The organism is Stenotrophomonas sp., from assembly GCF_035634915.1.
GTDB lineage: Bacteria > Pseudomonadota > Gammaproteobacteria > Xanthomonadales > Xanthomonadaceae > Stenotrophomonas.
The window spans coordinates 50044-73883 of the sequence record NZ_DASQCB010000003.1; the positions used below are offsets into that span (position 1 = coordinate 50044).

28 protein-coding genes and 1 riboswitch are annotated in these 23840 nt (G+C 63.2%); of the genes, 26 read left to right on the forward strand and 2 right to left on the reverse strand.

The annotated features are described in order from the left end of the window. Positions 1-59: 59 nt before the first annotated feature. Entirely contained in the window at positions 60-560 is a 501-nt protein-coding gene (locus VER16_RS03255; protein WP_324805445.1) for a hypothetical protein, read from the reverse strand. Between VER16_RS03255 and VER16_RS03260 the strand changes: the two genes are divergently transcribed. The 16 genes from VER16_RS03260 to VER16_RS19395 all read left to right on the forward strand — a co-directional run bounded on the left by VER16_RS03260 (position 547) and on the right by VER16_RS19395 (position 13092). After that, positions 547-879 (forward strand): hypothetical protein, encoded by a 333-nt coding sequence (locus tag VER16_RS03260; RefSeq protein ID WP_324805446.1) that lies wholly within the window; start codon positions 547-549, stop codon positions 877-879. The two genes, VER16_RS03255 and VER16_RS03260, sit on opposite strands and share 14 nt — an antisense overlap. 9 nt (positions 880-888) lie before the next feature. Next, positions 889-1854 (forward strand): type IV secretion system protein, encoded by a 966-nt coding sequence (locus VER16_RS03265; protein WP_324805447.1) that lies wholly within the window; start codon positions 889-891, stop codon positions 1852-1854. Next, positions 1851-2627 (forward strand): TrbG/VirB9 family P-type conjugative transfer protein, encoded by a 777-nt coding sequence (locus tag VER16_RS03270; RefSeq protein WP_414716010.1) that lies wholly within the window; start codon positions 1851-1853, stop codon positions 2625-2627. The genes VER16_RS03265 and VER16_RS03270 overlap by 4 nt, the downstream gene beginning before the upstream one ends. Continuing rightward, positions 2624-3820, forward strand: a complete 1197-nt coding sequence (locus VER16_RS03275) for a TrbI/VirB10 family protein (protein ID WP_324805448.1) — start codon at positions 2624-2626, stop codon at positions 3818-3820. The genes VER16_RS03270 and VER16_RS03275 overlap by 4 nt, the downstream gene beginning before the upstream one ends. 21 nt (positions 3821-3841) lie before the next feature. Next, the gene (gene virB11 / locus VER16_RS03280) at positions 3842-4876 is read left to right on the forward strand and encodes a P-type DNA transfer ATPase VirB11 (RefSeq protein WP_324805449.1); all 1035 of its coding nucleotides are present in this window, start codon (positions 3842-3844) and stop codon (positions 4874-4876) included. 43 nt (positions 4877-4919) lie between these two features. Next, on the forward strand, positions 4920-5813 hold the full coding sequence (locus VER16_RS19380; protein ID WP_414716018.1) for a lytic transglycosylase domain-containing protein: 894 nt from the start codon (positions 4920-4922) through the stop codon (positions 5811-5813). A gap of 74 nt (positions 5814-5887) precedes the next feature. Further along, positions 5888-6262, forward strand: a complete 375-nt coding sequence (locus VER16_RS03290; RefSeq protein WP_324805450.1) for a TrbC/VirB2 family protein — start codon at positions 5888-5890, stop codon at positions 6260-6262. Next, positions 6255-6569, forward strand: a complete 315-nt coding sequence (locus VER16_RS03295) for a VirB3 family type IV secretion system protein (protein ID WP_324805451.1) — start codon at positions 6255-6257, stop codon at positions 6567-6569. Before VER16_RS03290 ends, VER16_RS03295 begins: the two co-directional genes overlap by 8 nt. 4 nt (positions 6570-6573) lie before the next feature. Beyond that, a complete protein-coding gene (locus tag VER16_RS03300) occupies positions 6574-9039 on the forward strand; it encodes a VirB4 family type IV secretion/conjugal transfer ATPase (RefSeq protein WP_324805452.1) in 2466 nt (821 codons plus the stop codon). 48 nt (positions 9040-9087) lie between these two features. Then, the gene (locus tag VER16_RS03305) at positions 9088-9915 is read left to right on the forward strand and encodes a hypothetical protein (RefSeq protein WP_324805453.1); all 828 of its coding nucleotides are present in this window, start codon (positions 9088-9090) and stop codon (positions 9913-9915) included. Positions 9916-9959: 44 nt separating this feature from the next. Beyond that, complete coding sequence (locus VER16_RS03310; protein ID WP_324805454.1) at positions 9960-10973, forward strand: type IV secretion system protein; 1014 nt, start codon at positions 9960-9962, stop codon at positions 10971-10973. Beyond that, positions 10970-11398, forward strand: a complete 429-nt coding sequence (locus VER16_RS19385; RefSeq protein WP_414716011.1) for a DUF4189 domain-containing protein — start codon at positions 10970-10972, stop codon at positions 11396-11398. The genes VER16_RS03310 and VER16_RS19385 overlap by 4 nt, the downstream gene beginning before the upstream one ends. 430 nt (positions 11399-11828) lie before the next feature. Continuing rightward, positions 11829-11987 (forward strand): hypothetical protein, encoded by a 159-nt coding sequence (locus VER16_RS03315; RefSeq protein ID WP_324805455.1) that lies wholly within the window; start codon positions 11829-11831, stop codon positions 11985-11987. Further along, positions 11984-12427, forward strand: a complete 444-nt coding sequence (locus tag VER16_RS19390; protein WP_414716012.1) for a DUF4189 domain-containing protein — start codon at positions 11984-11986, stop codon at positions 12425-12427. Before VER16_RS03315 ends, VER16_RS19390 begins: the two co-directional genes overlap by 4 nt. 75 nt (positions 12428-12502) lie before the next feature. Then, positions 12503-12661 (forward strand): hypothetical protein, encoded by a 159-nt coding sequence (locus VER16_RS03320; protein ID WP_324805456.1) that lies wholly within the window; start codon positions 12503-12505, stop codon positions 12659-12661. A gap of 20 nt (positions 12662-12681) precedes the next feature. Beyond that, complete coding sequence (locus VER16_RS19395; RefSeq protein ID WP_414716013.1) at positions 12682-13092, forward strand: DUF4189 domain-containing protein; 411 nt, start codon at positions 12682-12684, stop codon at positions 13090-13092. Here the strand turns inward: VER16_RS19395 and VER16_RS03325 are convergent. Next, entirely contained in the window at positions 12993-13433 is a 441-nt protein-coding gene (locus VER16_RS03325; protein ID WP_324805457.1) for a hypothetical protein, read from the reverse strand. The genes VER16_RS19395 and VER16_RS03325 overlap by 100 nt on opposite strands. Between VER16_RS03325 and VER16_RS19400 the strand changes: the two genes are divergently transcribed. From VER16_RS19400 to ribB, 10 genes are all read left to right on the forward strand, one after another. Continuing rightward, on the forward strand, positions 13365-13793 hold the full coding sequence (locus VER16_RS19400) for a DUF4189 domain-containing protein (protein ID WP_414716014.1): 429 nt from the start codon (positions 13365-13367) through the stop codon (positions 13791-13793). The two genes, VER16_RS03325 and VER16_RS19400, sit on opposite strands and share 69 nt — an antisense overlap. A 322-nt stretch (positions 13794-14115) precedes the next feature. Then, a complete protein-coding gene (locus tag VER16_RS03330; RefSeq protein WP_324805458.1) occupies positions 14116-14772 on the forward strand; it encodes a hypothetical protein in 657 nt (218 codons plus the stop codon). Between the two features lie 243 nt (positions 14773-15015). Further along, positions 15016-15996 carry a hypothetical protein gene (locus VER16_RS03335; RefSeq protein WP_324805459.1) on the forward strand — a complete coding sequence of 327 codons (981 nt, stop codon included), beginning with the start codon at positions 15016-15018 and terminating at the stop codon, positions 15994-15996. Positions 15997-16499: 503 nt separating this feature from the next. After that, the gene (locus VER16_RS03340; RefSeq protein ID WP_324805460.1) at positions 16500-17069 is read left to right on the forward strand and encodes a hypothetical protein; all 570 of its coding nucleotides are present in this window, start codon (positions 16500-16502) and stop codon (positions 17067-17069) included. Next, positions 17066-18322 carry a lipase gene (locus VER16_RS03345; RefSeq protein ID WP_324805461.1) on the forward strand — a complete coding sequence of 419 codons (1257 nt, stop codon included), beginning with the start codon at positions 17066-17068 and terminating at the stop codon, positions 18320-18322. Before VER16_RS03340 ends, VER16_RS03345 begins: the two co-directional genes overlap by 4 nt. Before the next feature lie 213 nt (positions 18323-18535). After that, positions 18536-19279 (forward strand): hypothetical protein, encoded by a 744-nt coding sequence (locus VER16_RS03350; protein ID WP_324805462.1) that lies wholly within the window; start codon positions 18536-18538, stop codon positions 19277-19279. Positions 19280-19379: 100 nt separating this feature from the next. Further along, positions 19380-21275 (forward strand): peptidoglycan-binding protein, encoded by a 1896-nt coding sequence (locus VER16_RS03355; protein ID WP_324805463.1) that lies wholly within the window; start codon positions 19380-19382, stop codon positions 21273-21275. A 124-nt stretch (positions 21276-21399) separates the two neighbouring features. Further along, the gene (locus tag VER16_RS03360; protein WP_324805464.1) at positions 21400-21762 is read left to right on the forward strand and encodes a hypothetical protein; all 363 of its coding nucleotides are present in this window, start codon (positions 21400-21402) and stop codon (positions 21760-21762) included. An 87-nt stretch (positions 21763-21849) separates the two neighbouring features. Then, a riboswitch (FMN riboswitch) is annotated at positions 21850-21994 on the forward strand. Between the two features lie 77 nt (positions 21995-22071). Beyond that, the gene (locus tag VER16_RS03365; RefSeq protein WP_324805465.1) at positions 22072-22674 is read left to right on the forward strand and encodes a riboflavin synthase; all 603 of its coding nucleotides are present in this window, start codon (positions 22072-22074) and stop codon (positions 22672-22674) included. Beyond that, on the forward strand, positions 22671-23771 hold the full coding sequence (gene ribB / locus VER16_RS03370) for a 3,4-dihydroxy-2-butanone-4-phosphate synthase (protein ID WP_324805466.1): 1101 nt from the start codon (positions 22671-22673) through the stop codon (positions 23769-23771). Before VER16_RS03365 ends, ribB begins: the two co-directional genes overlap by 4 nt. The last annotated feature ends 69 nt before the right edge of the window (positions 23772-23840 follow it).

Here is a 23840-nt window from a genome sequence, read left to right on the forward strand (position 1 = left end):
CGATAAATGTTTTATGTGATCGATTTCACATTTTCATTTCTGGGGTTACGTGATCAAGTTCACAACGCGGCAACAAATCCGCGGATATCCTTCGCCCCGTAGATGATGACCATTCGGCTGGGTACTGGGGAGGTACAGGCCGGCAGAGGGACATCATCCGGATTGATAAACGGACTGAGCCTACGAAATGGAAGTTTCATGATCACATGCCTGGATTTGGGGAACGCGCCGCAGGATTGACCTGCGAACGTGGCGTAGTCACGCACGTTGCGCACGTTCATGGCGCCAAACGCCGCGCAGTCGCTGGGATATCCGGCTGCGCACAGAGCTTCTTCAGCAGACTTCGATGCCGTTGTCTCGGCGTCGTCGATGTCCGCTGGCACAGATTCGTAACTCGTTAATGGTGATTTCGTGAGCCGCAGGATGCCTAGCCGGAATTTGATTGCAGTTGTTGTTGTGTTGATGACGGTTCTCCTGGCCGGTTGCGTTACGCCGCCTGCGCCCGAACCGCGTGGCAAGTGGAGGCCGGTCAACCGGCTGTCGGACGTGACCCACGCCATCCCATTGCAGCAGACCTATGTCTACCAGTCCTCGCCCGTGGACAGCACGCTCAAGGGCCTGCTGACCCGGTGGGCCAAGGACGGTGGCATGACGCTGTCCTACCTGCACCCCAACGACTACACCCTGTACGTGCCGGTGGGCGACATCCGCACGACCAGCATCGTCGAAGCCGCAGCGGCGCTGTCCAGCGCCTATGCATCGCAGGGCGTGGTGGTGTCGGTGGAACAGTCGCGCATCATCGTCAGCGTGGCCGGCGGTGCGACCAGCGTGGATCGGCTGCCCGCAGCCGGCATCGCGCCCACCGCGCCCGCTCGCTGAGGACTGCCCATGTTTGGAAAGAAGAAGACCGATACGGCGGCAGTGGAAAATGCCGTATCCCAGGGCGTCAGCTACGAAATCACGCTCGCCGAGCGTGCGCGACGCAGTGAGCGCCGCGCGTGGACGGTGGCCTGGTGCGCAGTGCTGATGTCGGTGCTGCTTGCCGGCGGCTACCTGCTGTTCCTGCCCCTGAAGGAGCGCGTTCCGTACCTGGTCATGGCCGATCCCTACACCGGCTCGGCCACGGTTGCCCGCCTGCGCGGCAACTTCGGTGACCGCGACGTGACCGCCGAAGAGGCGATCAACAAGAGCAACGTGGCGCAGTTCGTACTGGCACGCGAGTCCTACGATTCAGGCCTCATCGGCCAGCGCAACTGGCGCACCACGCTGTCGATGGCAGGCCCGGCGGTCGCGCCGGACTACCAGGGCCTGCACAACCAGGCCAACCCGCAGCGGCCGTACCGCATCTATGGTGCCTCGCGTTCCCTGCATATCCGCATCACCAGCATCGTGCTGATCGGTGGCGGCCAGGGCAAGCGCCCCAGCGGTGCCACCGTGCGGTTCCAGCGCAGCATCTTCGACAAGAGCACCGGTCGTTCGCAGCCGCTGGACAACAAGATTGCCACGCTGGAGTTCACCTACGATCCCGAGCTGCGCCTGGCCGATGAAGATCGCCTGCTCAACCCGCTCGGCTTCCGCGTGATGAACTACCGCGTGGACAACGACTTCGCGCCCACGCCGAACGCACCCGCCGATGTGCCGATGGGCACCGATCCGCAGGCACAGGCGCAGGCACAGGCAGACGCCGCCGCCGCGCCGATGCCGGGCCAGCCGGGTGAACCCGGGTACCCGGCAGGCACCACCGATCCGTCCGGGCAGGCACTGCCCCCGGGCCCAGCGAACAACGGCGCATTGCCGCCGCAACCGGCCGAGCAGACCGGCTATGCGCCAGCACAAGGGGGAGTAGGACGATGAGTAATACGTTGCAGTCTTTGCTGCGCGTCGGCCTGGCATTGATGCTCTGCATCGGTACCGCCGCGCCCGTGGCAGCGAAGGTCATCGAGGATTACGAGTACTCGCCTGATCGCATCTACCAGGTGCGCACCGGCCTGGGCATCACCACGCAGATCGAACTGAGCCCGCACGAGCAGATTCTCGATTACAGCAGCGGCTTCGGTGGCGGCTGGGAAATCAGCCGTCGCGAGAACGTCTTCTACCTGAAGCCGAAGAACGTGGACGTGGACACCAACCTCATGGTGCGCACCGCGGCCCACTCCTACATCTTCGAACTGAAGGTCGTGGCCACCAGCTGGCGTGCACTGGATGAAGCCAAGGCCGCCGGCGTGCAGTACAAGGTGCGCCTGGTGTACCCGGCGGACACCGAGTTTGCCGCCACCAAGGTCAAGGATCCCGATGCCCCCGTGTCGGCGCTGGATACCCAGCTCGTGCCGGGTCGCGACTACTACTACGGCTACGACTACACCTACAAGAAGCGCCAGCCGAGCTGGCTGGTTCCCTCTTCGGTGTATGACGACCGCAGCTTCACCTACATCCGCATGGGCGACCGCAGCCGGTTCCCGAGCGGCAACTTCCCGGCAGTATTCGCGCGTGACAGCGAGTCCGGCGATGAATTCATCGTCAACTCGACCGTGGAAGGCGACACGATCGTCGTCCACGGCACCTATGCCTACCTCGTCGTGCGCCACGGCGACAATGCGATTGCCCTGCGCAGGAGACCGGAGCAGTGAATCAGATTCCACCCAATGAACACGTCGATCCGGCGTCGGAACCGCACCTGTCCGACAACCCGTACACCCGTCGCGCCGCGGCCCAGCCTCAGCTGGATGAAACCGAAGGCAGCCCGTACCTGCGTGCCGATGACGTCCAGCGTCTGAATCGCAAGGCCCTGCTGTTCCTCGGCGTCATCGTCGTGGTGCTGGCAGGCCTGGCAGCCTGGATCTTCTCCGGTGGCCTGTCCTCCCCGAAGGAAACCACGGCCAAGGCCCCGCGGCAGGAAGTCGTGATCCCGGCCGCACCGCGCGATCTGCCGGCCCTGCCGCCGGAACGCAGCGCACAGGCGGCTCCGCCGATGGACGATCTGCCGCCGCTGCCGGTCACCGATGAGCGCCAGTCGTCCGGCAACGGCTTCGGCATGGGCGGCATGAACGGCAACGGTGGCCAGGAAGGCAACCGTGGCCCGAGCCTGGTTGAACGCCGCATGGGCGACGCCCGTGGCGAATCCGAGGGTGGTGCCGGTGCGCCGCCTGCGTCCGGCGCCCCCGGCGCCCTGGGCACGCCGGGTGGCCCGGCGTCGCGTGGCGTCGTGGACGGTCCCACCAGTGCACAGCCGCTGTACAAGCCGAACACCCTGCTGCTGCGCGGCACCTACATCCGCTGCGTGCTGCAGGCCCGTGTGATCTCCGACTTCCCGGGCTACACCTCGTGCGTGGTCACCGAACCGGTCTACTCGGTCGATGGCCAGCGCCTGCTGCTGCCGCGTGGCTCGAAGGTGCAGGGCTCCTACGGCGGCGACGGCACCATCGGCAACCGCGTGGCCATCGTCTGGGACCGCATCACCACCCCCACCGGCCTGGATATCAACATGTCCAGCCCGGGCGTGGACATGCTGGGTTCGGCCGGTGCACCGGGCTACTACAACGCTCATTGGGGCCAGCGCATTGCCTCCTCGCTGCTGATCAGCATCCTGGCCGACGGCTTCAAGTACGCCGCTGCCGAGAACGGTCCGGAAACCTCGACCGTGGTCAATGGTGCGGTCGTGCAGAACCCGTATGAAAGCGCCACCGCGCGCAACATGGAGCGCCTGGCCAACATGGCGATGGAACGCAACATGAGCCGTCCGCCGACCGTGACCATCAACCAGGGCACGATCGTGAATGTCTACGTCGCACGCGACGTCGACTTCTCGTCCGTGATCCGCTGAGCAGCGACGAAGAACACAGAGATGAACGCCGAGTCCGCCACCGCCCGGGTATCCAACGCTTTCCTGGAATACCAGTACGAGATCCTCGGGATCGGCGAGCACATGCATTCGTCGGACGTGACCGAAATCTGCATCAACCGGCCGGGCGAGCTGTATCTGGAAACCCGGTCCGGTTGGAACCGGGTCGAGGTCCCGTCGCTGACGTTCGAGCGTGCGCGGCAGTTCTGTACCGCCGTGGTCAATGAAAGCAACACCGGCCAGCGCATCACCGACGCCGATCCGATGGTGTCGTTGACGTTCCCGACGGGCCAGCGTGCCCAGTTCGTCATCCCGCCGGCGTGTGACGCCGGGCGGGTGTCGATCACCATCCGTCTGCCGGCTCGCTTCGGCAAGACGCTGGAACAGTACGAGGAGGACGGGTTCTTCGGTGAGATTCTCGAACAGGCCCCGACCCTCAGCGACCACGACAAGGAACTGGTGGAGCTGCGTGCGCAGCGCGACTACGCCAATTTCTTCAAGAAGGCGGTGCAGTACCACAAGAACATCGTCGTGGCCGGGGCCACCGGCAGCGGCAAGACCACCTTCATGAAGTCGCTGGTCAACCACATCTCGCACAACGAGCGCCTGGTCACCATTGAAGATGCCCGCGAACTGTTCCTGCAGCAGCCCAACGTGGTGCATCTGCTGTATTCCAAGGGCGGCCAGAGCACCAGCAACACCAGCGCCAAGTCGTGCATGGAAGCCTGCCTGCGCATGAAGCCGGACCGCATCATCCTGGCCGAGCTGCGCGGCGATGAATCGTTCTACTTCATCCGTAACTGTGCATCGGGCCACCCCGGCTCGATCACCAGCTGCCACGCCGGCAGCACATCCCAGACCTGGGACCAGCTCGCACTGATGGTGAAGGCCTCGGCCGAAGGCTCGGGCCTTGAGTTTGAAGTCATCAAGCGTCTGCTCAAGCTCACCATCGATATCGTGGTGCATATCAAGGCACATGCCGGCCGCCGCTTCATCACCGGCATCGATTTCGATCCCACGCGGGGGCTGGCCGCATGAACCTGCACACCCGCACCGACAGGAGGATGCCATGCTGCCCGGACTGGAAATGATGGCCTGCACCGACCTGGCGGTGCCCAACGAAATCATGCGTCACGTGGTGAACGTCGAATCGTCGTTCAACCCGTACGCCATCGGCGTGGTCGGCGGCCGCCTGGCGCGCCAGCCGAAGAACCTGGCCGAGGCCGTGTCCACGACCCGCATGCTTGAGCGTGAGGGCTACAACTTCTCGCTGGGCATTGCCCAGGTCAATCGCTACAACCTCAACCGCCACGGTCTGGACAGCTACGAGAAGGCCTTCAACGTCTGCCCGAACCTGCAGGCCGGCTCGCGCATCCTGGCCGAATGCTATTCGCGTTCGGGCAACGATTGGGGCAAGGCATTCAGCTGCTACTACTCCGGCAACTTCACCACCGGCTTCCGCCATGGCTATGTCGACAAGGTGATGACCTCCTGGCGCGGCGCCAGCACGCAGACCGTGGCCAGCAACGCCATTCCGGTCATCCGCAATGGCGTGCCGGCCGGCACCACCACCTACCGTCGCGTTGTGCGTGACCAGGCCACCGAGCGCCTGGCCAGGCGCGTGGAAGAGGCCGCGCTCTCGCGCCTGCTGCCCGCCACGCCCGGCCAGCCGCAGGCCATGCAGCAGATGCAGCAGATGCAGCAGATGCAGCAGATGCAGCAGCCCGCTGCTGCCGTGCCCATGCAGGCACCTGCGGCGGCGGTCGATCCACGCACGGCGGGCCTGGTGCCCACCAGCGATGCACCGGTGCGTGTGCAACCCATCGGCGGTGCCCCCAACGTCTGGCCGGGGGCGGCCCAGCAAGCGCAGCCGATGGCTGCACCCGGTTCCAGTTCCAACGGCATGGCGGGGGCCCCTGCGTCCGCCGTGCCTGCAACTGCAGCGCCGCCACGCGACGCTGCGCTGGTGTTCTAGCACCACCCAAGGGCTGCCCCCGCAGCCCGGCATCCACGCTGTATCCCTTTCCCATCAAAGAGAAGAGAACCGCCATGAAGAACGACGCCAACCTCACCAACGCCCGCCGCGCGCTCTCCGCCGTTGCCCTGGCCAGCCTGTGCATGCTGCCGTTCATCGCCAGCGCGCAGGACCCGTCCGGCGCACAGAACAGCGTGACCAGCTTCTTCACCAACCTCAACGGCCTGCTGAACATCGCCTCGGTCGCCGTGGTCACCATCGCCGTGATCTTCGCCGGCTACCAGATCGCCTTCAACCACAAGCGCATCAGCGACGTGGCCCCGGTGCTGGTGGGTGGCTTCCTGATCGGCGCTGCCGCCCAGGTGGCCAACATGCTGCTGCCGGACGACGTCGGCAACATCGGCAGCACCAGCGCCATCATGGTGCTCGACCTGATGAAGTATGCGTAAGGACACACTCTTCCGCGGGTGCACGCGGCCGGCGATGTTCCTGGGGGTGCCGTACATGCCCTTCGCGATCGCCGCCGGCGGCTGCCTGCTGATGACGTTCTACTTCAACATGTGGTTCCTGCTGCTGCTGCCGGTGGTCATCATGATCATGCGGCAGATGGCACGCCAGGACGAGATGATCTTCCGCCTGCTGGGCCTGCGTATGGGCTTCCGCACCAAGGTGAAGAACATCAAGCACCACAACGGCATGTGGGTGTTCACTCCGAACAGCTACCGACCCGACCTTCAAGACACGAAAACGGATTAGTCCCATGCAGGCGCCAGACACTTCCATCGCCGAGTTCATCCCGTTCTCTTCCCACGTGTCTCCGCACGTGGTGAAGACGACCGGTGGCGACTTCCTGATTGTCTGGCGCCTGGATGGGCTGCCTTTCGTGGGGCGCGAAGAATGGGAGTTGGAGCACAAGCACAACACCTTCAACCGCATGCTGCAGACCCTGCGTGCGCCGGATTTCGTCAATGTTGCCTTCTGGGTGCATGACATCCGGCGCCGTGGCCGCGTCGATATCCGCAGCAAGTACGACCACGTGTTCAACCAGCAGATGTCCGACGAGTACTACGATCGTCTGACTTCGCAGAAGATCATGCAGAACGAGCTGTACCTGACGATGATCTATCGCCCGGTCATGGTCGGCAAGAAGTTCGTCGAGCGCTCCAGCGACCTGGGCCGCCTGCAGTCCGAGCAGGACCAGGCCGTCAACAAGGTGATGGAACTGGCCGGCAACGTCGAGGCGGTGCTGAAGGATTACGCACCGCACCGCCTGTCCATGTACGAAGCTGACAACGGCGTGGTGTTCTCCGAAGTGCTCTCCTTCTTCGGTTACCTGCTCAACCGCATCGATGAGCCGGTGCCCGTGCTGCGTGCTTCGGTGAGCGACTACCTGCCGGTGGCCCGGCACATGTTCTCGGCCAAGTCGGGTGACTTCGTCATCAATGCCCCGGGTGGACGCAACCACTACGGCGCCATCCTCAACATCAAGGAATACAGCGAAGCCACGTACCCGGGCATCCTCAACGGCCTCAAGTACCTGGATTTCGAATACGTCATCACCCATTCCTTCAGCCCCATGGGCCGACAGGATGCACTGAAGGTGCTCGAGCGCACCAAGGGCATGATGATTTCCTCTGGCGACAAGGCCGTCAGCCAGATTTCCGAAATGGACTATGCGATGGACCAGGTTGCCTCGGGCAACTTCGTCCTGGGCGAGTACCACTTCATCATGGCCCTGTACGCAGACGACCAGAAGACGCTGTCGCAGAACCTCGCCGCCACCCGCGCTGAACTGTCCAACGCCGGCTTCGTCTCCGCCAAGGAAGACCTGGCGGTGTGTTCGTCGTTCTACTCGCAGCTGCCGGGCAACTGGCGCTACCGCACACGGCTGGCCAATGTCAGCTCGCTGAACTTCCTGGGCCTGTCGCCGCTGCACAACTTCGCCACCGGCAAGCGCGACAACAACCCGTGGGGCGAATGCCTGACGGTGCTGCAGACCACCAACGGCCAGCCGTACTACTTCAATTTCCACGCCACCCACCCAGCCGAGAACTCGCTGGGGGAAAAGGCCATCGGCAACACCCTGGTCATCGGCAAGTCCGGTACCGGCAAGACCGCGCTGATCAACTTCCTGCTCAGCCAAGTGCAGAAGTACCAGCCGGCGCCGACCATCTTCTTCTTCGACAAGGACCGCGGCGCGGAGATCTTCGTGCGCGCCTGTGGTGGCAACTACCTGGCCCTGGACAACGGCAAGCCCACCGGCTTCAACCCGTTCCAGTGCGAACGCAACGATGCCAATGTGCAGTTCCTGGGCGACCTGATCAAGGTGCTGGCGGCCAAGACCGTCTACACCGCACGTGAGGAGGAAGACATCTTCCGCGCGGTGGAAAGCATGCTCGACATGCCGATGCACCTGCGCTCGATGTCCAACTTCCAGAAGAGCCTGCCCAACATGGGCGACGATGGCCTGTACGCGCGCCTGCGCAAGTGGACCGTCAGCGGCACCCTGGGCTGGGTGTTCGACAACCCGACCGACATCATCGATCTGCAGCGGGCCAACATCATCGGCTTCGACTACACCGACATCATCGACAACGCCGAAGTGCGCGTGCCGGTCATCAATTACCTGCTGCACCGCCTGGAAGAGCTGATCGACGGGCGGCCGCTGATCTACGTGATGGACGAATTCTGGAAGATCCTCGATGGCGGCGGCGCCCTGAAGGAATTTGCCAAGAACAAGCAGAAGACCATCCGTAAGCAGAATGGCCTGGGCATCTTCGCCACCCAGAGCCCGGAAGACGCCCTGGCCAGCGATATTTCCGCCGCGCTGATCGAACAGACCGCCACCTTCATCCTGCTGCCCAATCCCAGCGCCTCGCGCGAGGATTACATGGAAGGCCTGAAGTTGACCGAGGCCGAATTCGAGGTGGTTGTCAGCCTCGATGAGCGCTCGCGCAGCTTCCTGGTCAAGCAGGGCCATGGTTCCACGGTGTGCCAGCTGAATCTGCGGGGCATGGATGATGCCCTGGCCGTCATCAGTGCCAGCACCGACAACATCGAAGTCCTCGACCGGGTGCTGAGCGAGCAGTCGCAGCGTCTGGAAGTGGATCGCGATGAACTGACGCCAGAGGAATGGCTGCAGGCGTTCTACGAAAACCGCAAGGGATCCGGACGCGGCAGTGCCCGCAGCAGTGCAACCCCAGACCGCCGCGCGACCACGCGCTGAACGGCCTGCCCCGCAATAGACGACATCAAAGAACAGCAGAGGTGAACCATGAACTCCAACGCACATCGCCGTAACGACAGCCAGCAGAGCTTCGGCCGGTCATGGAAGCAGACGTTCGGTACTTCCCTGGCCATGCCGCGCTCCAACAAGTGGGTCATCCTCTCGCTGGCGATCGTTTCGCTGCTGGGAACCGGCGCGGCCATGGCTGCATGGCAGGTCAGCGATTCCACCGCGCAGAGCAAGCTGGAAGAAATCAAGGGCAACATCGGCCGGGACGGCGGAACCGTTACGGGCCAGCTGAAGGAAATCAAGAACCGCATCGGTGACAACGGTACGGTCAACGACCACCTGAAGGATCTGAACCGGAAGCTGCAAATCACCCCGCGCAACGGCGAAGGGTCGCAGACACCGGAGATGATCGCCACGCCGACCGGTGACGAGGCACTCAACGCCAGCCAGCCCACCACCACCAACACCGCCATGGACCAGCTGTGCCCGGCCGGCGCAGTCACCACGCTGGGCCAGCAGCAGCAGCAGCTGTGCATGGCGGCCGCACAGACCGAACTGGCGCAGTACCGCTTCTCGATGCGCATGTTCGAGCGTGCGCAGAAGAACTATGACCGCCTGAAGCAGATCGAGGACCGCCGGCGCAACCTGGCGGCCGAGGACTACGCCAACGTGCAGTACAACACCAACGAACTGTTGGCGCTGACCGCACTGATGGACAACGACCGCGACCGCTATCGCACCTACATGTCTGCCTATGAAGCACGTATCGCGCACATCAACAACACCCGCGAAGCGCTTACGCGCAATGCCTTGAACGGCAAGGGCAGCATCAACGTTCCGGGCGTTCCCGGTATCGGCGGCAACTGAGTGACTGGAGCAGGGCGATGAGCGTTGAGATTATGGGTAGTGCGTTGGGCTTCGATCTGAGTAGCTTCACTCAGTGGGCATTCTTCGAGATTCTGCTTGATTTCATCAATGGGCGTATTGAAAGCTTCCAGTCGGGATTGCTCTCGCGCACCATGGGGTGGGTCAGTGGCATCGCGCTGACCCTGCTGACCCTGTGGGTACTGATGCAGGGCTTCATGATCGTGACCGGCCGCAGCCGTGATTCGCTCATGTCCCTGGTGGTGGGCTCACTGCGCGCCTTCCTCATCGTCATCGCCGCCTCCTCGATGTCCTTTGCCGGCGTCAACCTGACCGCGTTTCTGACCAACACGCTGCCGAACGAGATCCACAGAGTTGTCGCCAATGACAGCGACAACATTGAAGACTCGATCGACGACAACCTGCGCACCATGGGTCTGATCTTCGCGCTGGTCGATGCGCTTCCGGTGGCCAAGAGTGACCAGAACGCGGCCACCCAGCGCACGGTCACCTCGCTGACGGGCATCGGCATTGCAGGCCCATCGGTGATCGGTGGCGCCATGCTGCTGCTCTACAAGATTGCCCTGGTGCTGTTCGTCGGCTTCGGGCCACTGTTCATCCTGTGCCTGCTGTTCGACCAGACCAAGGACCTGTTCAAACGCTGGTTGCTGTACGGCATCGGCACGATGTTCTCGATGGCGGTGCTGTCGTTCATGGTGTCGCTGGCCACCGCCGTCGTTGCCCGCACGGCCATTGCAATCGTGACCGCCTATCTTCTTTCCGGCACCGAGATCTTCGGCATGAGCGCCTCGCTGGGCTTTGGCGGCGGCCTGAAGTCGGCTGCCGTTCAGCAGGGCGGTGTTGGACTGCTGATGTCGGTGCTGATGGTCATGGCACCGCCGATGGCGGCCATGTTCTTCAACGGCACGCTGGGCCAGTTCGTGGCGAATTCGAGCTTCGGTAATGTGGGTCGTAACAGCTCGGGCCAGACTTCGGACTTCAAGCAGGATTATGTTGGAAGCGGCGACAAGACTAACAACGCAAGGGGACATAGAACATGAGTAAGGTGATCATTTTCTTCACGGCGTGCGCCTTGCTTTATTCCTCCGCCTCGTTCGCCCAGCAGCCTGGAACTCCGCAATACAACAGTGTTTATCTTCCCGGGCATGGGGTTGGAGACACGAAGGCCCCTCCGAGAATATGGGGGGCGTGGGCGCGGGGGGATGACCGGACTTTAGGCTACAGCCTAACTGGGCGGACCCAGCAAGAGGCTGAGGATCTTGCTGTCGCCGATTGCGAGCGGCGCGGTTCTACAAATTGTGTTCCGATCGACTCTTTTGACAACGCATGCGTGGCGATCGCAGCAGGTCCCAGTGATCGATACGCACAGATTTCACGTAAGGGGACCAAGTGGACACGTCGGGAGGCGCTGAAGCAGTGTGGTCCGGACTGCAAGATAATCTTTGAAGGTTGCGCTGTTCCTTGATGAGACGAGGGTTGCGAGTGCTTTGTGTGGCCCGGACGTCATCAGGTGCGTGCGTGACGCGATTGAAAACATGGCCTTTCCATCATGGGTGCGCGGGCTATTGCGGTACTTGAATGCAGATCGATTGGGACAGCATTCGCCTCAATTCTTTCAGGTGTCTGGCACTTCGTAAGCACAGTGCCGAAGCGCTATGGGGTGGGCGTTCGGTCGGTTGCCAGTCAGCAGGCGATCTTGGACTGCAGATGGTGAGAGCACCGTCGATGGCGGCCATTTTCAGCGGCACGCCGGGCCAGTTCGTGGCGAGCTCGAGCTTCGGCAATGTGGGTCGTAACAGCTTGGGCCGGACTTCGGACTTCAAGCAGGATTATGTTGGCGGCGGTAATGCAGAATCAGGAAAAGAAGCGGGGCGCGAGTTGGTGTGCTTTGCTAGATGGCACCGCCGATGGCGGCCATGTTCTTCAACGGCACGCTGGGCCAGTTCGTGGCGAACTCGAGCTTCGGTAATGTGGGTCGTAACAGTACTGGTCAAACTTCGGACTTCAAGCAGGATTATGTCGGCCGGGATTCGGAAAAAAAGGTTAAGCCATGATTACGAGATTCGGAGCCCCCATAGTCGTCGGTCTCCTGCTTTCAACTGGAGCGTCCGCGCAGCAACCTGGTAGCGTGGAATACAATACCGTCTTTCTTCCAGGTCATGGTGTGGGTGATACAAGATCTCCAGATCCGAGAATACGCTGGGGGGCATTGGCACGTGGCGATGATCGAGCGTTGGGCTACACGTTGGTCGGAAGAACCAAGGATGAGGCGCAAGCGCTGGCTGTTGCGGACTGCGAATCGCGTGGATCAAGAAATTGTGTTGTACTGGAAACGTTCTTCAACTCTTGCATCGCGGTCACAGCCAGTCTGAGTGATCCGAGTAATCGTGTTGCCATGATGTCTCCCAATGGCCTGCGATCGGTTCGTCGCAAAGCCATGAAGGAATGTGGCGCCGATTGCGAGATTATTTACGAGGGATGCGCGGTCCCCTGAGAAGATGCGCCGCCAGGGCGGGCTTGGTGCCTTCGCCCATCGCCCGTTGGTGTGCTTTGCTAGATGGCGCCGCCGATGGCGGCCATGTTCTTCAACGGCACGCTGGGCCAGTTCGTGGCGAACTCGAGCTTCGGTAATGTGGGTCGTAACAGCTCGGGCCAGACTTCGGACTTCAAGCAGGATTATGTGGGCAGCGGTAGTGGTACCTCAGACAAAAAGAAAGGGGCCGGGTGATGATTTCGATATCTAGACTCATGCTTGCTGTGGTCTTTCTGTCGCCACTGGCGGCACTTGCTCAGCAAGCGGGAACGCCTCAGTACAATAGCGTGTACCTGCCTGCCCACGGTGTGGGCGATACCAGAGCGCCCAAGCATTCAAAGTGGGGGGCTTGGGCGAAGGGGGCCGATGCAAACTACGGTTGGACGTTCTCCGCGAGAAGCGAAGAGGAAGCCCGGGCCTTGGCAATTGAGGACTGTGAGGCGCGTGGCTCATACGATTGCAAGGTTGCAGAGACCTTTTTTAATGCTTGCGCTGCGATAGCCGCTAATTCCACTCGTCGCCGGTTTCAAATTACACCTGAAGGAGAGCGGGCCGCTCGCCGTGAAGCGCTTGAAGACTGTGGCGTAGATTGCAAAATTGTCTTCGCAGGCTGCGCGTACCCCTGATAGCTCATTGTGACCTGGCTGCGGGTTGCTTGATATTGAACTGCTAACACATCCTGTGTGTAGGCCAGCAGGATGTTGAGAGCAATATTCAAGATTGATGACAGGCGTGTACCTGCCTTGCCGATGGCGGCAATGTTCTTCAATGGCACGCTGGACAGTTCGTGGCGAACTCGAGCTTCGATGACGTGGGTCGTTAAAGCACCGCCCACAAGCCGGAATTCAAGCTGGGCTACATGGATGGGCCGACGCCAAGCGATAAGGAGGTGCAACGCATGATTACTGTAATTCGATGCTTGGTGTTGCTGAGCGTCCTGATCCCTCCCGTAGCGGTTGGTCAGCAACCTGGCTCACCTCAGTACAACAGCGTGTTGCTCCCTGCTATTGGTGAAGGGGATACGAGGAGAGGGGCCGAGAGATGGGGGGCCATCGCGCGTGGAGATGACCGAACATTGGGCTGGAACGCGTCGAGCAGAACTGAAGAGGAAGCCGGAGATTTGGCTATCAAGGATTGTCTAGCGAGGGGCTCAACGAATTGCGTTGTACTGGATACATTTGTCAATTCCTGTGGAGCTGTTGCTGCAGGTCCAACAAATCGGAGATACGAGTTCGCTCCGAAGTCCCTGAATTACGTTCGTAAGAAGGCTCTGAAGAATTGTGGGCCCGATTGCAAGATCATTTTTGAAGGCTGCGCACTTCCCTGATGCATATGAATCAACGCGGACCCATGCAGCGCGCGCCGTGCGAAGCTGCGTCGGCTCCATAGCGGGAGCCTTTTCGGCTTCGGCACCATGTTTTCGTTAGCGACCACCGTGGTTGCCCATGCCGTTATGGCGATAGGATGCGCCTCCATCCTTTGAGGCCGGAATCGGTTGACGCATCCGACGCGATACGGTGATATCACTGCCTGAATCTGGCTATTGATAAGTGATGGGCGTCACGCATTCGACCATGAGGTCTTGCCGATTTGAAAAGCACCCATCCGCGGCCGTATCTTTTGAGTACTAGAGGATGCTGGTCCGAACAATGAAGGAACGTGAAGGGAAGCTGTTCCATGTACTCGGTGTCTCGCGGGCACTTTATGCCTTGCTCCTGACGTTGCCGCTGCTGGCGGCATGTGGAAGCAAAGAGCGCGCGCCTCCCCCGTACGAGAAGAATCCTTCACCCAAGGAGCCATACGACCTTGTCCTCACCGTGCGTGACGGGCCGGACGACATCCAGGCCTCGAGCGGCTATGTCAGTTACAAGATTGCCGACGAGGCCTGTTTACCTCCCATCGACAACTTCGAGGGAGTCCGCTATGGCACAGACGAGTACACCATCAAGATTCCGCTGGAACGGGTCAACAAAACCGCCTTCAAGGGTAGCTTCTACCGGGACGGCGTCCTGAGCAAGGACTACTACGGAAGGGGGGTGTGCAAGTGGAAGGTCCAATTGGTGGGAGCATTTCTGGAGACAGAGGCGACCAAGTCGTTCACCTACTTCTCGATCTCAACAACCCTGGAAGATGGCGCAGAGACGCGATACACAAAGAAAAAAATTCAGCCAGGACCTTATGACGACGGCATTTCTCCAGCAATTGTCATAAGCGGAAAGGGCTTCAGCAAGATGGTGCCCGAACCTCAGCGCAATGAATATTTTTCATTTAACCTCTCAACAACTCCAAGGAAGGACGCACCATGAGCAAGAACGTCAACGCCGATTTGGTCGCCGCGGGATATTCCCCCCCCCCAATTCGAGAGTGACGGACGACCGAAGGAGGTCCCGGCAGGAGGAAGCACTTTTGAAGCGGTCGCATATTCAGATAGACCCAGCGGTTACCAGGGAACACTCTTCCGGGACGTAGCTACTGGCGACTACGTCCTCGTCAGCCGGGGAACCGAGTTTGACCGGGAGCCCGTCAAGGATGGCGTAACCGATGCAGGCATGGTGCTCACCAGAGGTAACCTGCAGATCAAGGACGCACTGGAGTTCGCCGCCCGGGCCGTGGCTCGTGCCGAGCAGGACGGCAAGCATCTATCGGTCGCAGGGCACTCCCTGGGTGGAGGGATTTCACAGGTGTTGTCGCACCACTACAACCTGTCAGGCGAAGCCTTCAACCCTTACGGCGCGGCCAGCCTGGGTTACAGAATTCCGGAAGGCCAGCCAGCGAACGGCGCCCGGTTCGTAAATCATGTAATGGCCGGCGACTTCGTCAGCGCGGGCGCCGGGCACTATGGCACTGTGGAGGTCTACGCGAAGCCCTCCGAATTGAAGACATTGCGAAATGCAGAATTTGCGTCCCGCCTCATGGGTGGGATGGCCGGTGAGGTCAGCAGGCCGTTTTCGGCGTTGGCTCTGGGTGATTCACATCGAATGAAGCACTTCATTGATCACGTCGAGAACGGCGTTGAAGTAAAGTCGGTTCTGGATGACCCATCGGCACGCATCAAGGATCCCGAGGATCAGCGCCGCGTTGATGCGTATCGCCAGAGCGTACACGGCGTGCGCGCTGTTGCAACAGTTGCCGCCCGGCCTTTGGTACTGGAAGCCGCCAACATGCTGCGCGGCAAGGACGAGCCCGGCGCCTACGCCGAGCGCCAGGCGCACGCGGCTGAGCGTGCTGCTCACCCGTTCAATCCTGCCACGGCACGCAGCGAATCCAGTTCCGACGGCGGGCCCATGCGGGAGAACCCCAGCTTTCACTCCCAGTCCCCGCTGGGACAGCGCTTGAACGATCTCCTCAACGCAGATCCTGATCGGTTCAAGGTGCTCAACCAGCAGGCGTCCACGCTCGATGCCGGGCAGGCGCTGGATGCCCAGGTGCGCAACCAGGCAAACGCCGAGGACCGGGCGCGCGAACACGCGCAGATCTCCACCCAGCAGGCAACCCAGCAGGAACACTCCGCATCTGGCATGGGCCGTTGATGTACCGCAGACAGTGCCGGGCATTGCCGCAAAGTATCGCTGGTGCGCGCTGCATCCACACCGCCGTACCCGATGCCCAAGGAGTTAAATGCGCGTGATGATATTGACGCTTACAACCTTTCGCATAACTGCAAAAGTGTGATGAAGCGCACCTTCGCAACTTTTTTTTGACGCGACCAGCGCGGCTGGGCTGGTAAAGTTCAACCCACGTGCGCCGGGGTAGGCGCGTGGAGAGGGCACAAGGCTGTGTATTCCTGGGACGGATGTAACAAGCAGGGTGTTGAGGCCGGTGGGGTAATCCCGGCGTCCACCGTGCAGGCATGCGTCCCGGGGCAGGGGGCGCGCCAATGAGTGCTGCCTTCCTGCGTGCGGCCTCGGTGCAGGCCACGCATACCGCCTCCGTTCCTCGTTCGCGCAGCTCCCGTTGGGCGGCGTCCGTCTTCGCCTGCGCTGCGTCCCTGCCTTTGGCCGCCTCTGGCGGTTCGTATCGAGCCGATGCCCCTATGAATGTTCCTGCTGTGGACACCCGCGCCACCCCGCCGCTGCGTACCTTGAATCCGAGCCCGAAGCGCGCCTACGAATTCCGCGTGGTGCTGGACAATGCGCCGGGCCCGTTTGCGGTGGTTGAAGCGACGGCCCAGTTCGATGTTGGCAACGCTGCCCAATGCGGGCGGCTGGACCCCATTTCCGGCGCGGTGCCGACCATCGCCAGCCACGAGCCGTTCGCGTTGACGCGCGTGTCCGACACCGAATACGTGGGCACGCTGCATGCCGATGCCATCCTCGATGAGGACTACTACGGGCGCGGCGTCTGCCGCTGGGCACTCACCGAAGCGCGGGTGAGCGTGCGCGCGCATGATGATCCGGCCGACACCCGTTTTGTCGCTGGCCTGCCGGCGCAGCACGTGCTGGGCGGCGGCAGCAAGACCCGCAATTTCTGGAAGGGCTACTACCCGCGCTTCGAGCAGGGCGGCTCGGCCGATTTCGGCCGTGAACACCTGCAGGCGGTGCCGATGGACAAGCGCGATGAGTTCTTCACCATCACGCTGGCAGCCCGCGAGATCAGCCCGTGACGGTCACCACCCAGGACTACGCCAACCTGGCCAACCATGTCTATGAAGACAGGGCGGTGGGCCGGCCCACGGGTGAAGATGCGCTCGTGGACGTCAATGGCACCCAGTACCGCGTTTACGAGCACGTCGACAACCCGCGCACTGGCTACCAGGGCACCATCTACAAGACCCTCGATGGCAAGGACCTGATCGTCTCCCATCGCGGCACCGAGGAAGTCTGGAAGGATGGCGTCATTGCCGATGGCGCGATGGTGCTGGGGCGGACCAATCCGCAGGCCGAAGATGCCATTGCGCTCACCCGCAAAGCGCTGGATGAAGCGCGGCGCATGGGCGCCGAGCCCGGTGCGACGGCGCCGGAAGTGAGCGTGACCGGCCACTCGCTGGGCGGCACGCTGGCCCAGGTGACGGCCCATCATTTCGATCTGCGCGGCGAAACCTTCAACGCCTACGGCGCAGCCAGCCTGGACCGCGGCATTGGTGGCGGCCCGAATGACCGCGTGCGCAACCATGTGATGGCCAGCGACGTGGTCAGTGCGGCCAGCCCGCAGTACGGCGAAGTGGTGACGTACGCGAAGGAAAAGGAAATCGACGTCCTGCACCAATCCGGTTATTTCGAGAACCGGTTTGCAGACCTGCTGGTTCCCGATCTGCCGGTTGTCGCAGCGGCGCGCTCGCTGGGCGCGCACAGCATGAGCAACTTCATGCCGACCGAATCGGACGGCACGCCACACCTGTCGGTGCTGGATGATCCGCAGGCGCGCCCGCGTGCCGAGGAGCATGAGCGCATGATTGCCGACTACCGCGGCGATGTGATGAACATCCGGCGTGGGGTGACCTTCGTCGCCGGTGGGCCGGTGGGCTGGGTGCGCGATGGCGTCGATGCCTTCCGCGATCCGGTGCCGGCTGGCGAGCCTGCAGCGCGTGAGGCGCGCGAAGCGGCGGCGGCTGCAGGCAAGGAGCAGGGCGCGCTGTCTGCCGATCCGTCGGTGTCGTCCAAGGGGCAGGGCAGCGTCCGCCAGGATCCGCATGTCACCCAGTTGATGGATGCGGCCCGTGCCAACGATCCGCAGGGAGTACGTGTGGCCACCGATGATCTGTATGCCTCGCCGGCGGGCCGTCTGTGGCAGCAGCAGGCCGACCAGCACGCGCAGCAGCTCAACCAGCGCGAAGCGGCCCAGCAGCAGACGCAGCAGCAGGCGCCCCAGCAGCGTCAGCCCGGCCCGGAGCAGATGGAGATGGCCCGTGGTGGCTGATGACCGTTTTTTCATGGCCCGGCGCGCCTGTGTGGCTGCGCCGTGCCCGCAGAACCAGGAGACACCATGACGATCAACAAGACCGGGCTGGCGGCGCTTTTGGCGCTTGCGCTGGCCGCCTGCGGAAGCAATGCTCCCGATGCGGGTGCACAAGGAACTACGGCGGCCCCCGAAGCCGGGCCGGCTGCCGCCGAACACGACAAGGACTCTGCAATGACTGCACTCAAACCCCCTTCCGCGGACAGCGTGCTGTACGTGATCTACCAGCGTGACGGCGATGGCGCGGTCACCTACAAGGTCGATGGCGGTGCCATCGTCAGCTACTGGTATGGCCAGGCGTTCGATCTGAAGGGCAAGCACTACTTCACCGGCTTCACCAGCCGCAGTGAGGGCGAGGAAGGTCCGGATTCCGACGCCGGCATGATGGAGCCGGGCAACGTGGCCATCGGCCAGGCCACCTTCGTGCAGGGCGGTACCGCCGATGCACCGGCCTGGGTGCAGCAGGACACCGACGGCTATGTCGGCCAGTTCGGCGGCAACGACCAGCCCGAGCCGCTGGATACCGCGCGCAAGGCCCAGACCCATGCCCTGGATGACGGCCGCATGCTGCTGGCCGTGCCTACCCGCACCTTTACCGAGGGCGTGGCCATGTTCGGCTATGCCATCTTCCTGTTCGACCCGGACAACGTGGACAAGCTCTCGTTCCGCCGCTGGGGCTACCTGGGCTCCATCCACGCCGGCGAGGACAATTCGGCGTCCTGTGAAGACGGCGCCGTCACACCGTGCGCCGTCAGTAGCGGTACACTCGCCTTCGGCGCTGTCTCCGGTGGCCTGCCGAAGCTGACCGTAAGCCTGTCGGGCAAGACCATCGACGGCCCGGGCAAGCTGCGTGACCTTGGCCCCGCCGACACCCTGACCTATACCTTCAATGCGGACAAAGAGCGCTATACGCCCTGAGTCCAACGTATCGGTTGACCGCCCTTCACATGACTCAAGGATTGAGTCCGGTTGACGTCCAACGGCCCGCCCGGGCCGCACTTCACCTGAGGAGCCAATGATGGCCAGTAACCACGATCGCAAAGAAGTTCTCGACATCATCGAAAAGCAGGCCGACCGCAGCGGCATTCCCCGCGAGGATTTCCTGCGCTTTGCCTATATCGAGACCGGCGGCAACTTCAACCCGGATGCCAACAACACCAAGAGCGGTGCCAAGGGCCTGTTCCAGTTCGTGCCCACCACGGCCAAGGAATTCGGCCTGACCGGCCACGAATTCGACCCGGCAGCCAACACCCGTGCCGCCGCTGACCTGTACGAGCGCAACCGCGACCAGATCGTCGACCGTTCGGCCGAAACCGGTCGCCCGTTCCTGTCCGGTTCGGCCCAGCCCAACGGCATGGACATGTACCTGGCGCACCAGCAGGGTGGCGGCGGCTATGCGTCCATCCAGAGCGCCATCGACACCGGCAAGTTCTCGCGCAAGGACACCCACGACAACATCGTGAACAACATCAGCTCGCGCGATTTCGAGCGGGTGACCGGCAAGCCGTACGAGTCCATCAGCGGCATGAATGATCGCGAGCTGGCCACCTCGTTCAGCCAGTACTGGCAGGCCAAGTACGCGGCCATCGAAATTGCCGACCGCGGCATCACCGCCAGTGCGCCGCTGCCGGCCGCACAGGGCCGCCCGTCGGCCCTGGCCGATGGCGTGCTGGAGCGCGGCGAGCGCGGCAACGACGTGCGTTCGCTGCAGGAATCGCTGAACCAGCTGGGCGTGCGTGATGGCCAGGGCCACACCCTGGAAACCAACAGCGGCATCTACGGCAAGAACACCCAGGACGCGGTGCGCAACTTCCAGCAGGCCAATTCGCTGGAACAGACCGGCCGTGCCGATGAGCAGACCCGTGAGGCCATCAAGGCCCAGCTGGCCCTGCCGCAGAACGAGCGCAATGCCACTGAGCGCCCGACTGCGCAGCCGCAGGCGGAAGCCAAGCCGCAGGCGCGCAACGAGGGCGGGGCAACCTGGCCGGCGCCGGGCAACGACCAGATCAACGCCAAGGACAAGCCCGGCGAAGGCCGTGGCGAGTTCGGCACCTCCCGTAATGGTGGCCGTACCCACGGCGGTGTGGACATCCAGGGCGAAGTGGGTGATCCGATCGTGGCCTTCGGCGGCGGCCGTGTGACGGTCAAGCCGAACAATGGTGCGGCCGGCAACACCGTGCACATCACCCACGATGACGGGTCGCTGACCAAGTATTTCCATCTGAATGACATTTCGGTGCGCAACGGCCAGCGCATCGAAGCGGGCGATCAGCTGGGCACCATGGGGCGCACCGGCAACACCCCGTCGCACGGCGATACCCATCTGCACTTCGAACTGTGGCGCAATGGCCGCAAGATCGACCCGATGTCCGAACTGCGCGGCGCAGATCGCGGCGCGGGCGACCATCCGGCCAAGGCAGGCGAGCATGTGGCCAAGCCGGCCGGCGAGCAGACCCTGCGCGATGGCTCCAGGGGCCAGGCCGTGTCCGAGCTGCAGGAGCAGCTGGGCCGTCTGGGCTACAAGGATGCGCAGGGGCAGCCGCTGGCACGCGATGGCATCTACGGTGATGCGACCCGCCACGCCGTGGAAGACATGCAGCGTGCCCAGGGCCTGAAGGTGGACGGCGTGTTCGGCCCGCAGTCGCGCGCTGCGCTGAAGGCGCACGCACCGGAGCAGGCCGCCGGAGCCCAGGACAAGCAGGCTGCGGCCGGCAAGGAATCCAGTGGCTTCCTGGATCGCATGTTCACCGCAGCACGCAATGGCGATGGTGAATCGGTGCAGAAGGCCATCACCGATTTCACCTCCACCCTGAGCCAGCCCTGGGCCAAGCACCAGGTGCAGGAACAGGCGCAGACCCAGCCGCAGCCGCAGGCGCCGGATGCCGCCCGTAATTCGGGCGACCTGCAGCGCTGAGCCGGGGACGCTGACGGCTGAAATGGAAGGTATGCGGGGCCGGGTCACCGGCCCCGCATGGGGACAACGGACGATCCACCATCCCCGTCAGCGGACGCGGCGGGCTCTGAGGACTAGTGAAGTGATGAAAACCGCGCTGAAGATTTCCTTGGGCGTCCTGGTGCTGCTGACCATGAAGCTGGATGCGGACGCCGATGGCTTCTATTCGCCGCTCAGCTATCGCAAGGATGACCCGTTCCTGTTCTGTACCAAGGGCCAGGATCCGCAGAAGAACCCTGCGCCGTGCTGGAGGCCGATGCCGCCCTTCACCGGCAACTACATGATGATGCCGTACTGCAAGCCGCCGACTTACCCGTACGGCAAGGATTGGACCCAGGACGACATCAAATCCCTGCAGGAATACCTGCTGGTGTGCCCGAACGGGGTGACGCCAGGCAGCTGGGAAGGCGGCGGCATGCCGGAAACCAGCCCCGACAGCTGGCACTGACCGGGCCTTTGCCCACCGCCACCTGAAGGGGCATCCGGGCGTAAGGCCTGCCGGTGGTACACTGGCGCGGCCGGTTCGCCGGTATACAAACGTCTTCAGGGCGGGGTGCGATTCCCCACCGGCGGTAGGTGCGCAAGCACGAGCCCGCGAGCGCCCCGGCCCAGGCCGGGGGTCAGCAGATCCGGTCCAATGCCGGAGCCGACGGTCATAGTCCGGATGAAAGAAGACGGTGCCACAGGGCCTTTGCGGCCCTGCGCCCGCCTGTTTGCCTTGCGGCGTTTTTCGCTCACTTTCCGCGGAGAACGTTACTTGTTTACTGGAATCATCGAAGGCGTCGGCCGTCTGGCCGCACGCGAATCCATCGGCGGCGATGTCCGCTTCACCTTCAACGTCGGGAATCTGCCGTTCGATCACGTGCAGATGGGCGAGAGCATCGCCATCAACGGCGTCTGCCTCACCGTCATCGCATTCGACGCCAGCAGCTTCCAGGCCGATGCCTCCACCGAGACCCTGGGCCTGACCACGCTCGGCCAGCTGGCTGAAGGGGCGGTCATCAACCTCGAACGCGCCATGCGCCCGACCGACCGCCTGGGCGGCCACCTGGTCAGCGGCCACGTCGATGGCCTCGGCCAGGTCCTGTCCATCCACGAAGATGCCCGTGCGCAGCGCTGGCGCTTCGCCGCACCCGCCGCGCTGCGCCGCTACATCGCCAAGAAGGGCTCGATCTGCGTGGACGGCGTCAGCCTCACCGTCAACGACGTGGACGAGGAAGGTTTTGACGTCGCCCTCATTCCGCACACCGTGGCCAATACCGCCTTCTCCGCCACCGGCGTGGGCAGCGCGGTGAACCTGGAAATCGACCTGGTCGCCCGGTATGTCGAGCGGTTGTTGGGTGAAGGAGCACGCGCATGAATTTCGCCCCCATCCCCGAGATCCTCGAAGACATCCGCCAGGGCCGCATGGTCGTCATCGTCGATGACGAAGACCGTGAGAACGAAGGCGACCTGATCATGGCCGCGGAGCTGGTCAAGCCGTCGGACATCAACTTCATGGTCACCCACGGCCGTGGCCTGGTGTGCCTGCCGCTCACCCGCAGCCGCGCGGCCGATCTCGGCCTGGCGCCGATGGTGCAGGCCAATACCGCGCAGTTCCAGACCAACTTCACCGTCAGCATCGAGGCGGCTGAAGGTGTGACCACGGGCATTTCCGCCCATGACCGCGCCCACACCATCCGCACCGCGGTGAAGCCCAATGCCAGGCCGGCCGACCTGCACCAGCCGGGCCACATCTTCCCGCTGATCGCCCAGCCGGGCGGCGTGCTGACCCGCGCCGGGCACACCGAAGCCGGTGTCGACCTGGCCATGCTGGCCGGGCTGGAACCGGCCGGCGTGCTGGTGGAAATCCTCAACCCGGATGGCAGCATGGCGCGCCGCCCGGAACTGGAAGTGTTCGCCCGCGAACACGGCCTGAAGATGGGCTCCATCGCCGACCTGATCGCCTACCGCCTGGCCACCGAAAAGACCGTCGAGCGCGTCGATGAGCGCGAGATCGAGACCGAATTCGGCCCGTTCACGCTGGTCACCTACCGCGACCGCATCGCCCACGACCTGCATTTCGCCCTGGTGCGTGGCACCCCCGATGCGGACACCCCGACCTTGGTGCGGGTGCAGGTGGAAAACCCATTGGCCGACCTGCTGCACTGGCGCCGCGATGATTTCGGCGTGGCCGCCACCGATGCCCTGCGCGCGATTGCTGCCGAAGGGGCGGGCGTGATGGTGGTGCTGCAGGCCCCGCGCGAAGGCGAGGCCCTGCTGGCCCGCCTGCGCCAGCAGCCGGCGCCGGTGGTGCCGGGCAAGGACAAGGACGTGGGCCAGTGGCGCCGTAACGGTGCCGGCGCGCAGATCCTGTCCGACCTGGGCCTGGGCAAGCTGCGCGTGCTGGGTACCCCCCGCCGCCAGGTCGGCCTGGCCGGCTACGGCCTGGAAGTGGTGGAGACGGTGACCCTGTAACGGTCGCCCAATGGGGTCGGAGCCCGCTGCGCGGGATCCGACCCCGGTAGCGCCGGGCCATGCCCGGCG

What these genes read in the sequence shown, in the direction of transcription:
- VER16_RS03255 (WP_324805445.1), bottom strand. Translation starts at nt 560, where the DNA reads ATGGCGTGGGTCACGTCCGACAGCCGGTTGACCGGCCTCCACTTGCCA.
- VER16_RS03265 (WP_324805447.1), top strand. Translation starts at nt 889, where the DNA reads ATGTTTGGAAAGAAGAAGACCGATACGGCGGCAGTGGAAAATGCCGTA.
- VER16_RS03270 (WP_414716010.1), top strand. Translation starts at nt 1,851, where the DNA reads ATGAGTAATACGTTGCAGTCTTTGCTGCGCGTCGGCCTGGCATTGATG.
- virB11 (WP_324805449.1), top strand. Translation starts at nt 3,842, where the DNA reads ATGAACGCCGAGTCCGCCACCGCCCGGGTATCCAACGCTTTCCTGGAA.
- VER16_RS03290 (WP_324805450.1), top strand. Translation starts at nt 5,888, where the DNA reads ATGAAGAACGACGCCAACCTCACCAACGCCCGCCGCGCGCTCTCCGCC.
- VER16_RS03295 (WP_324805451.1), top strand. Translation starts at nt 6,255, where the DNA reads ATGCGTAAGGACACACTCTTCCGCGGGTGCACGCGGCCGGCGATGTTC.
- VER16_RS03300 (WP_324805452.1), top strand. Translation starts at nt 6,574, where the DNA reads ATGCAGGCGCCAGACACTTCCATCGCCGAGTTCATCCCGTTCTCTTCC.
- VER16_RS03305 (WP_324805453.1), top strand. Translation starts at nt 9,088, where the DNA reads ATGAACTCCAACGCACATCGCCGTAACGACAGCCAGCAGAGCTTCGGC.
- VER16_RS19385 (WP_414716011.1), top strand. Translation starts at nt 10,970, where the DNA reads ATGAGTAAGGTGATCATTTTCTTCACGGCGTGCGCCTTGCTTTATTCC.
- VER16_RS03315 (WP_324805455.1), top strand. Translation starts at nt 11,829, where the DNA reads ATGGCACCGCCGATGGCGGCCATGTTCTTCAACGGCACGCTGGGCCAG.
- VER16_RS19390 (WP_414716012.1), top strand. Translation starts at nt 11,984, where the DNA reads ATGATTACGAGATTCGGAGCCCCCATAGTCGTCGGTCTCCTGCTTTCA.
- VER16_RS03320 (WP_324805456.1), top strand. Translation starts at nt 12,503, where the DNA reads ATGGCGGCCATGTTCTTCAACGGCACGCTGGGCCAGTTCGTGGCGAAC.
- VER16_RS19395 (WP_414716013.1), top strand. Translation starts at nt 12,682, where the DNA reads ATGCTTGCTGTGGTCTTTCTGTCGCCACTGGCGGCACTTGCTCAGCAA.
- VER16_RS19400 (WP_414716014.1), top strand. Translation starts at nt 13,365, where the DNA reads ATGATTACTGTAATTCGATGCTTGGTGTTGCTGAGCGTCCTGATCCCT.
- VER16_RS03330 (WP_324805458.1), top strand. Translation starts at nt 14,116, where the DNA reads ATGAAGGAACGTGAAGGGAAGCTGTTCCATGTACTCGGTGTCTCGCGG.
- VER16_RS03335 (WP_324805459.1), top strand. Translation starts at nt 15,016, where the DNA reads ATGGTGCTCACCAGAGGTAACCTGCAGATCAAGGACGCACTGGAGTTC.
- VER16_RS03340 (WP_324805460.1), top strand. Translation starts at nt 16,500, where the DNA reads ATGAATGTTCCTGCTGTGGACACCCGCGCCACCCCGCCGCTGCGTACC.
- VER16_RS03350 (WP_324805462.1), top strand. Translation starts at nt 18,536, where the DNA reads ATGACTGCACTCAAACCCCCTTCCGCGGACAGCGTGCTGTACGTGATC.
- VER16_RS03355 (WP_324805463.1), top strand. Translation starts at nt 19,380, where the DNA reads ATGGCCAGTAACCACGATCGCAAAGAAGTTCTCGACATCATCGAAAAG.
- VER16_RS03360 (WP_324805464.1), top strand. Translation starts at nt 21,400, where the DNA reads ATGAAAACCGCGCTGAAGATTTCCTTGGGCGTCCTGGTGCTGCTGACC.
- ribB (WP_324805466.1), top strand. Translation starts at nt 22,671, where the DNA reads ATGAATTTCGCCCCCATCCCCGAGATCCTCGAAGACATCCGCCAGGGC.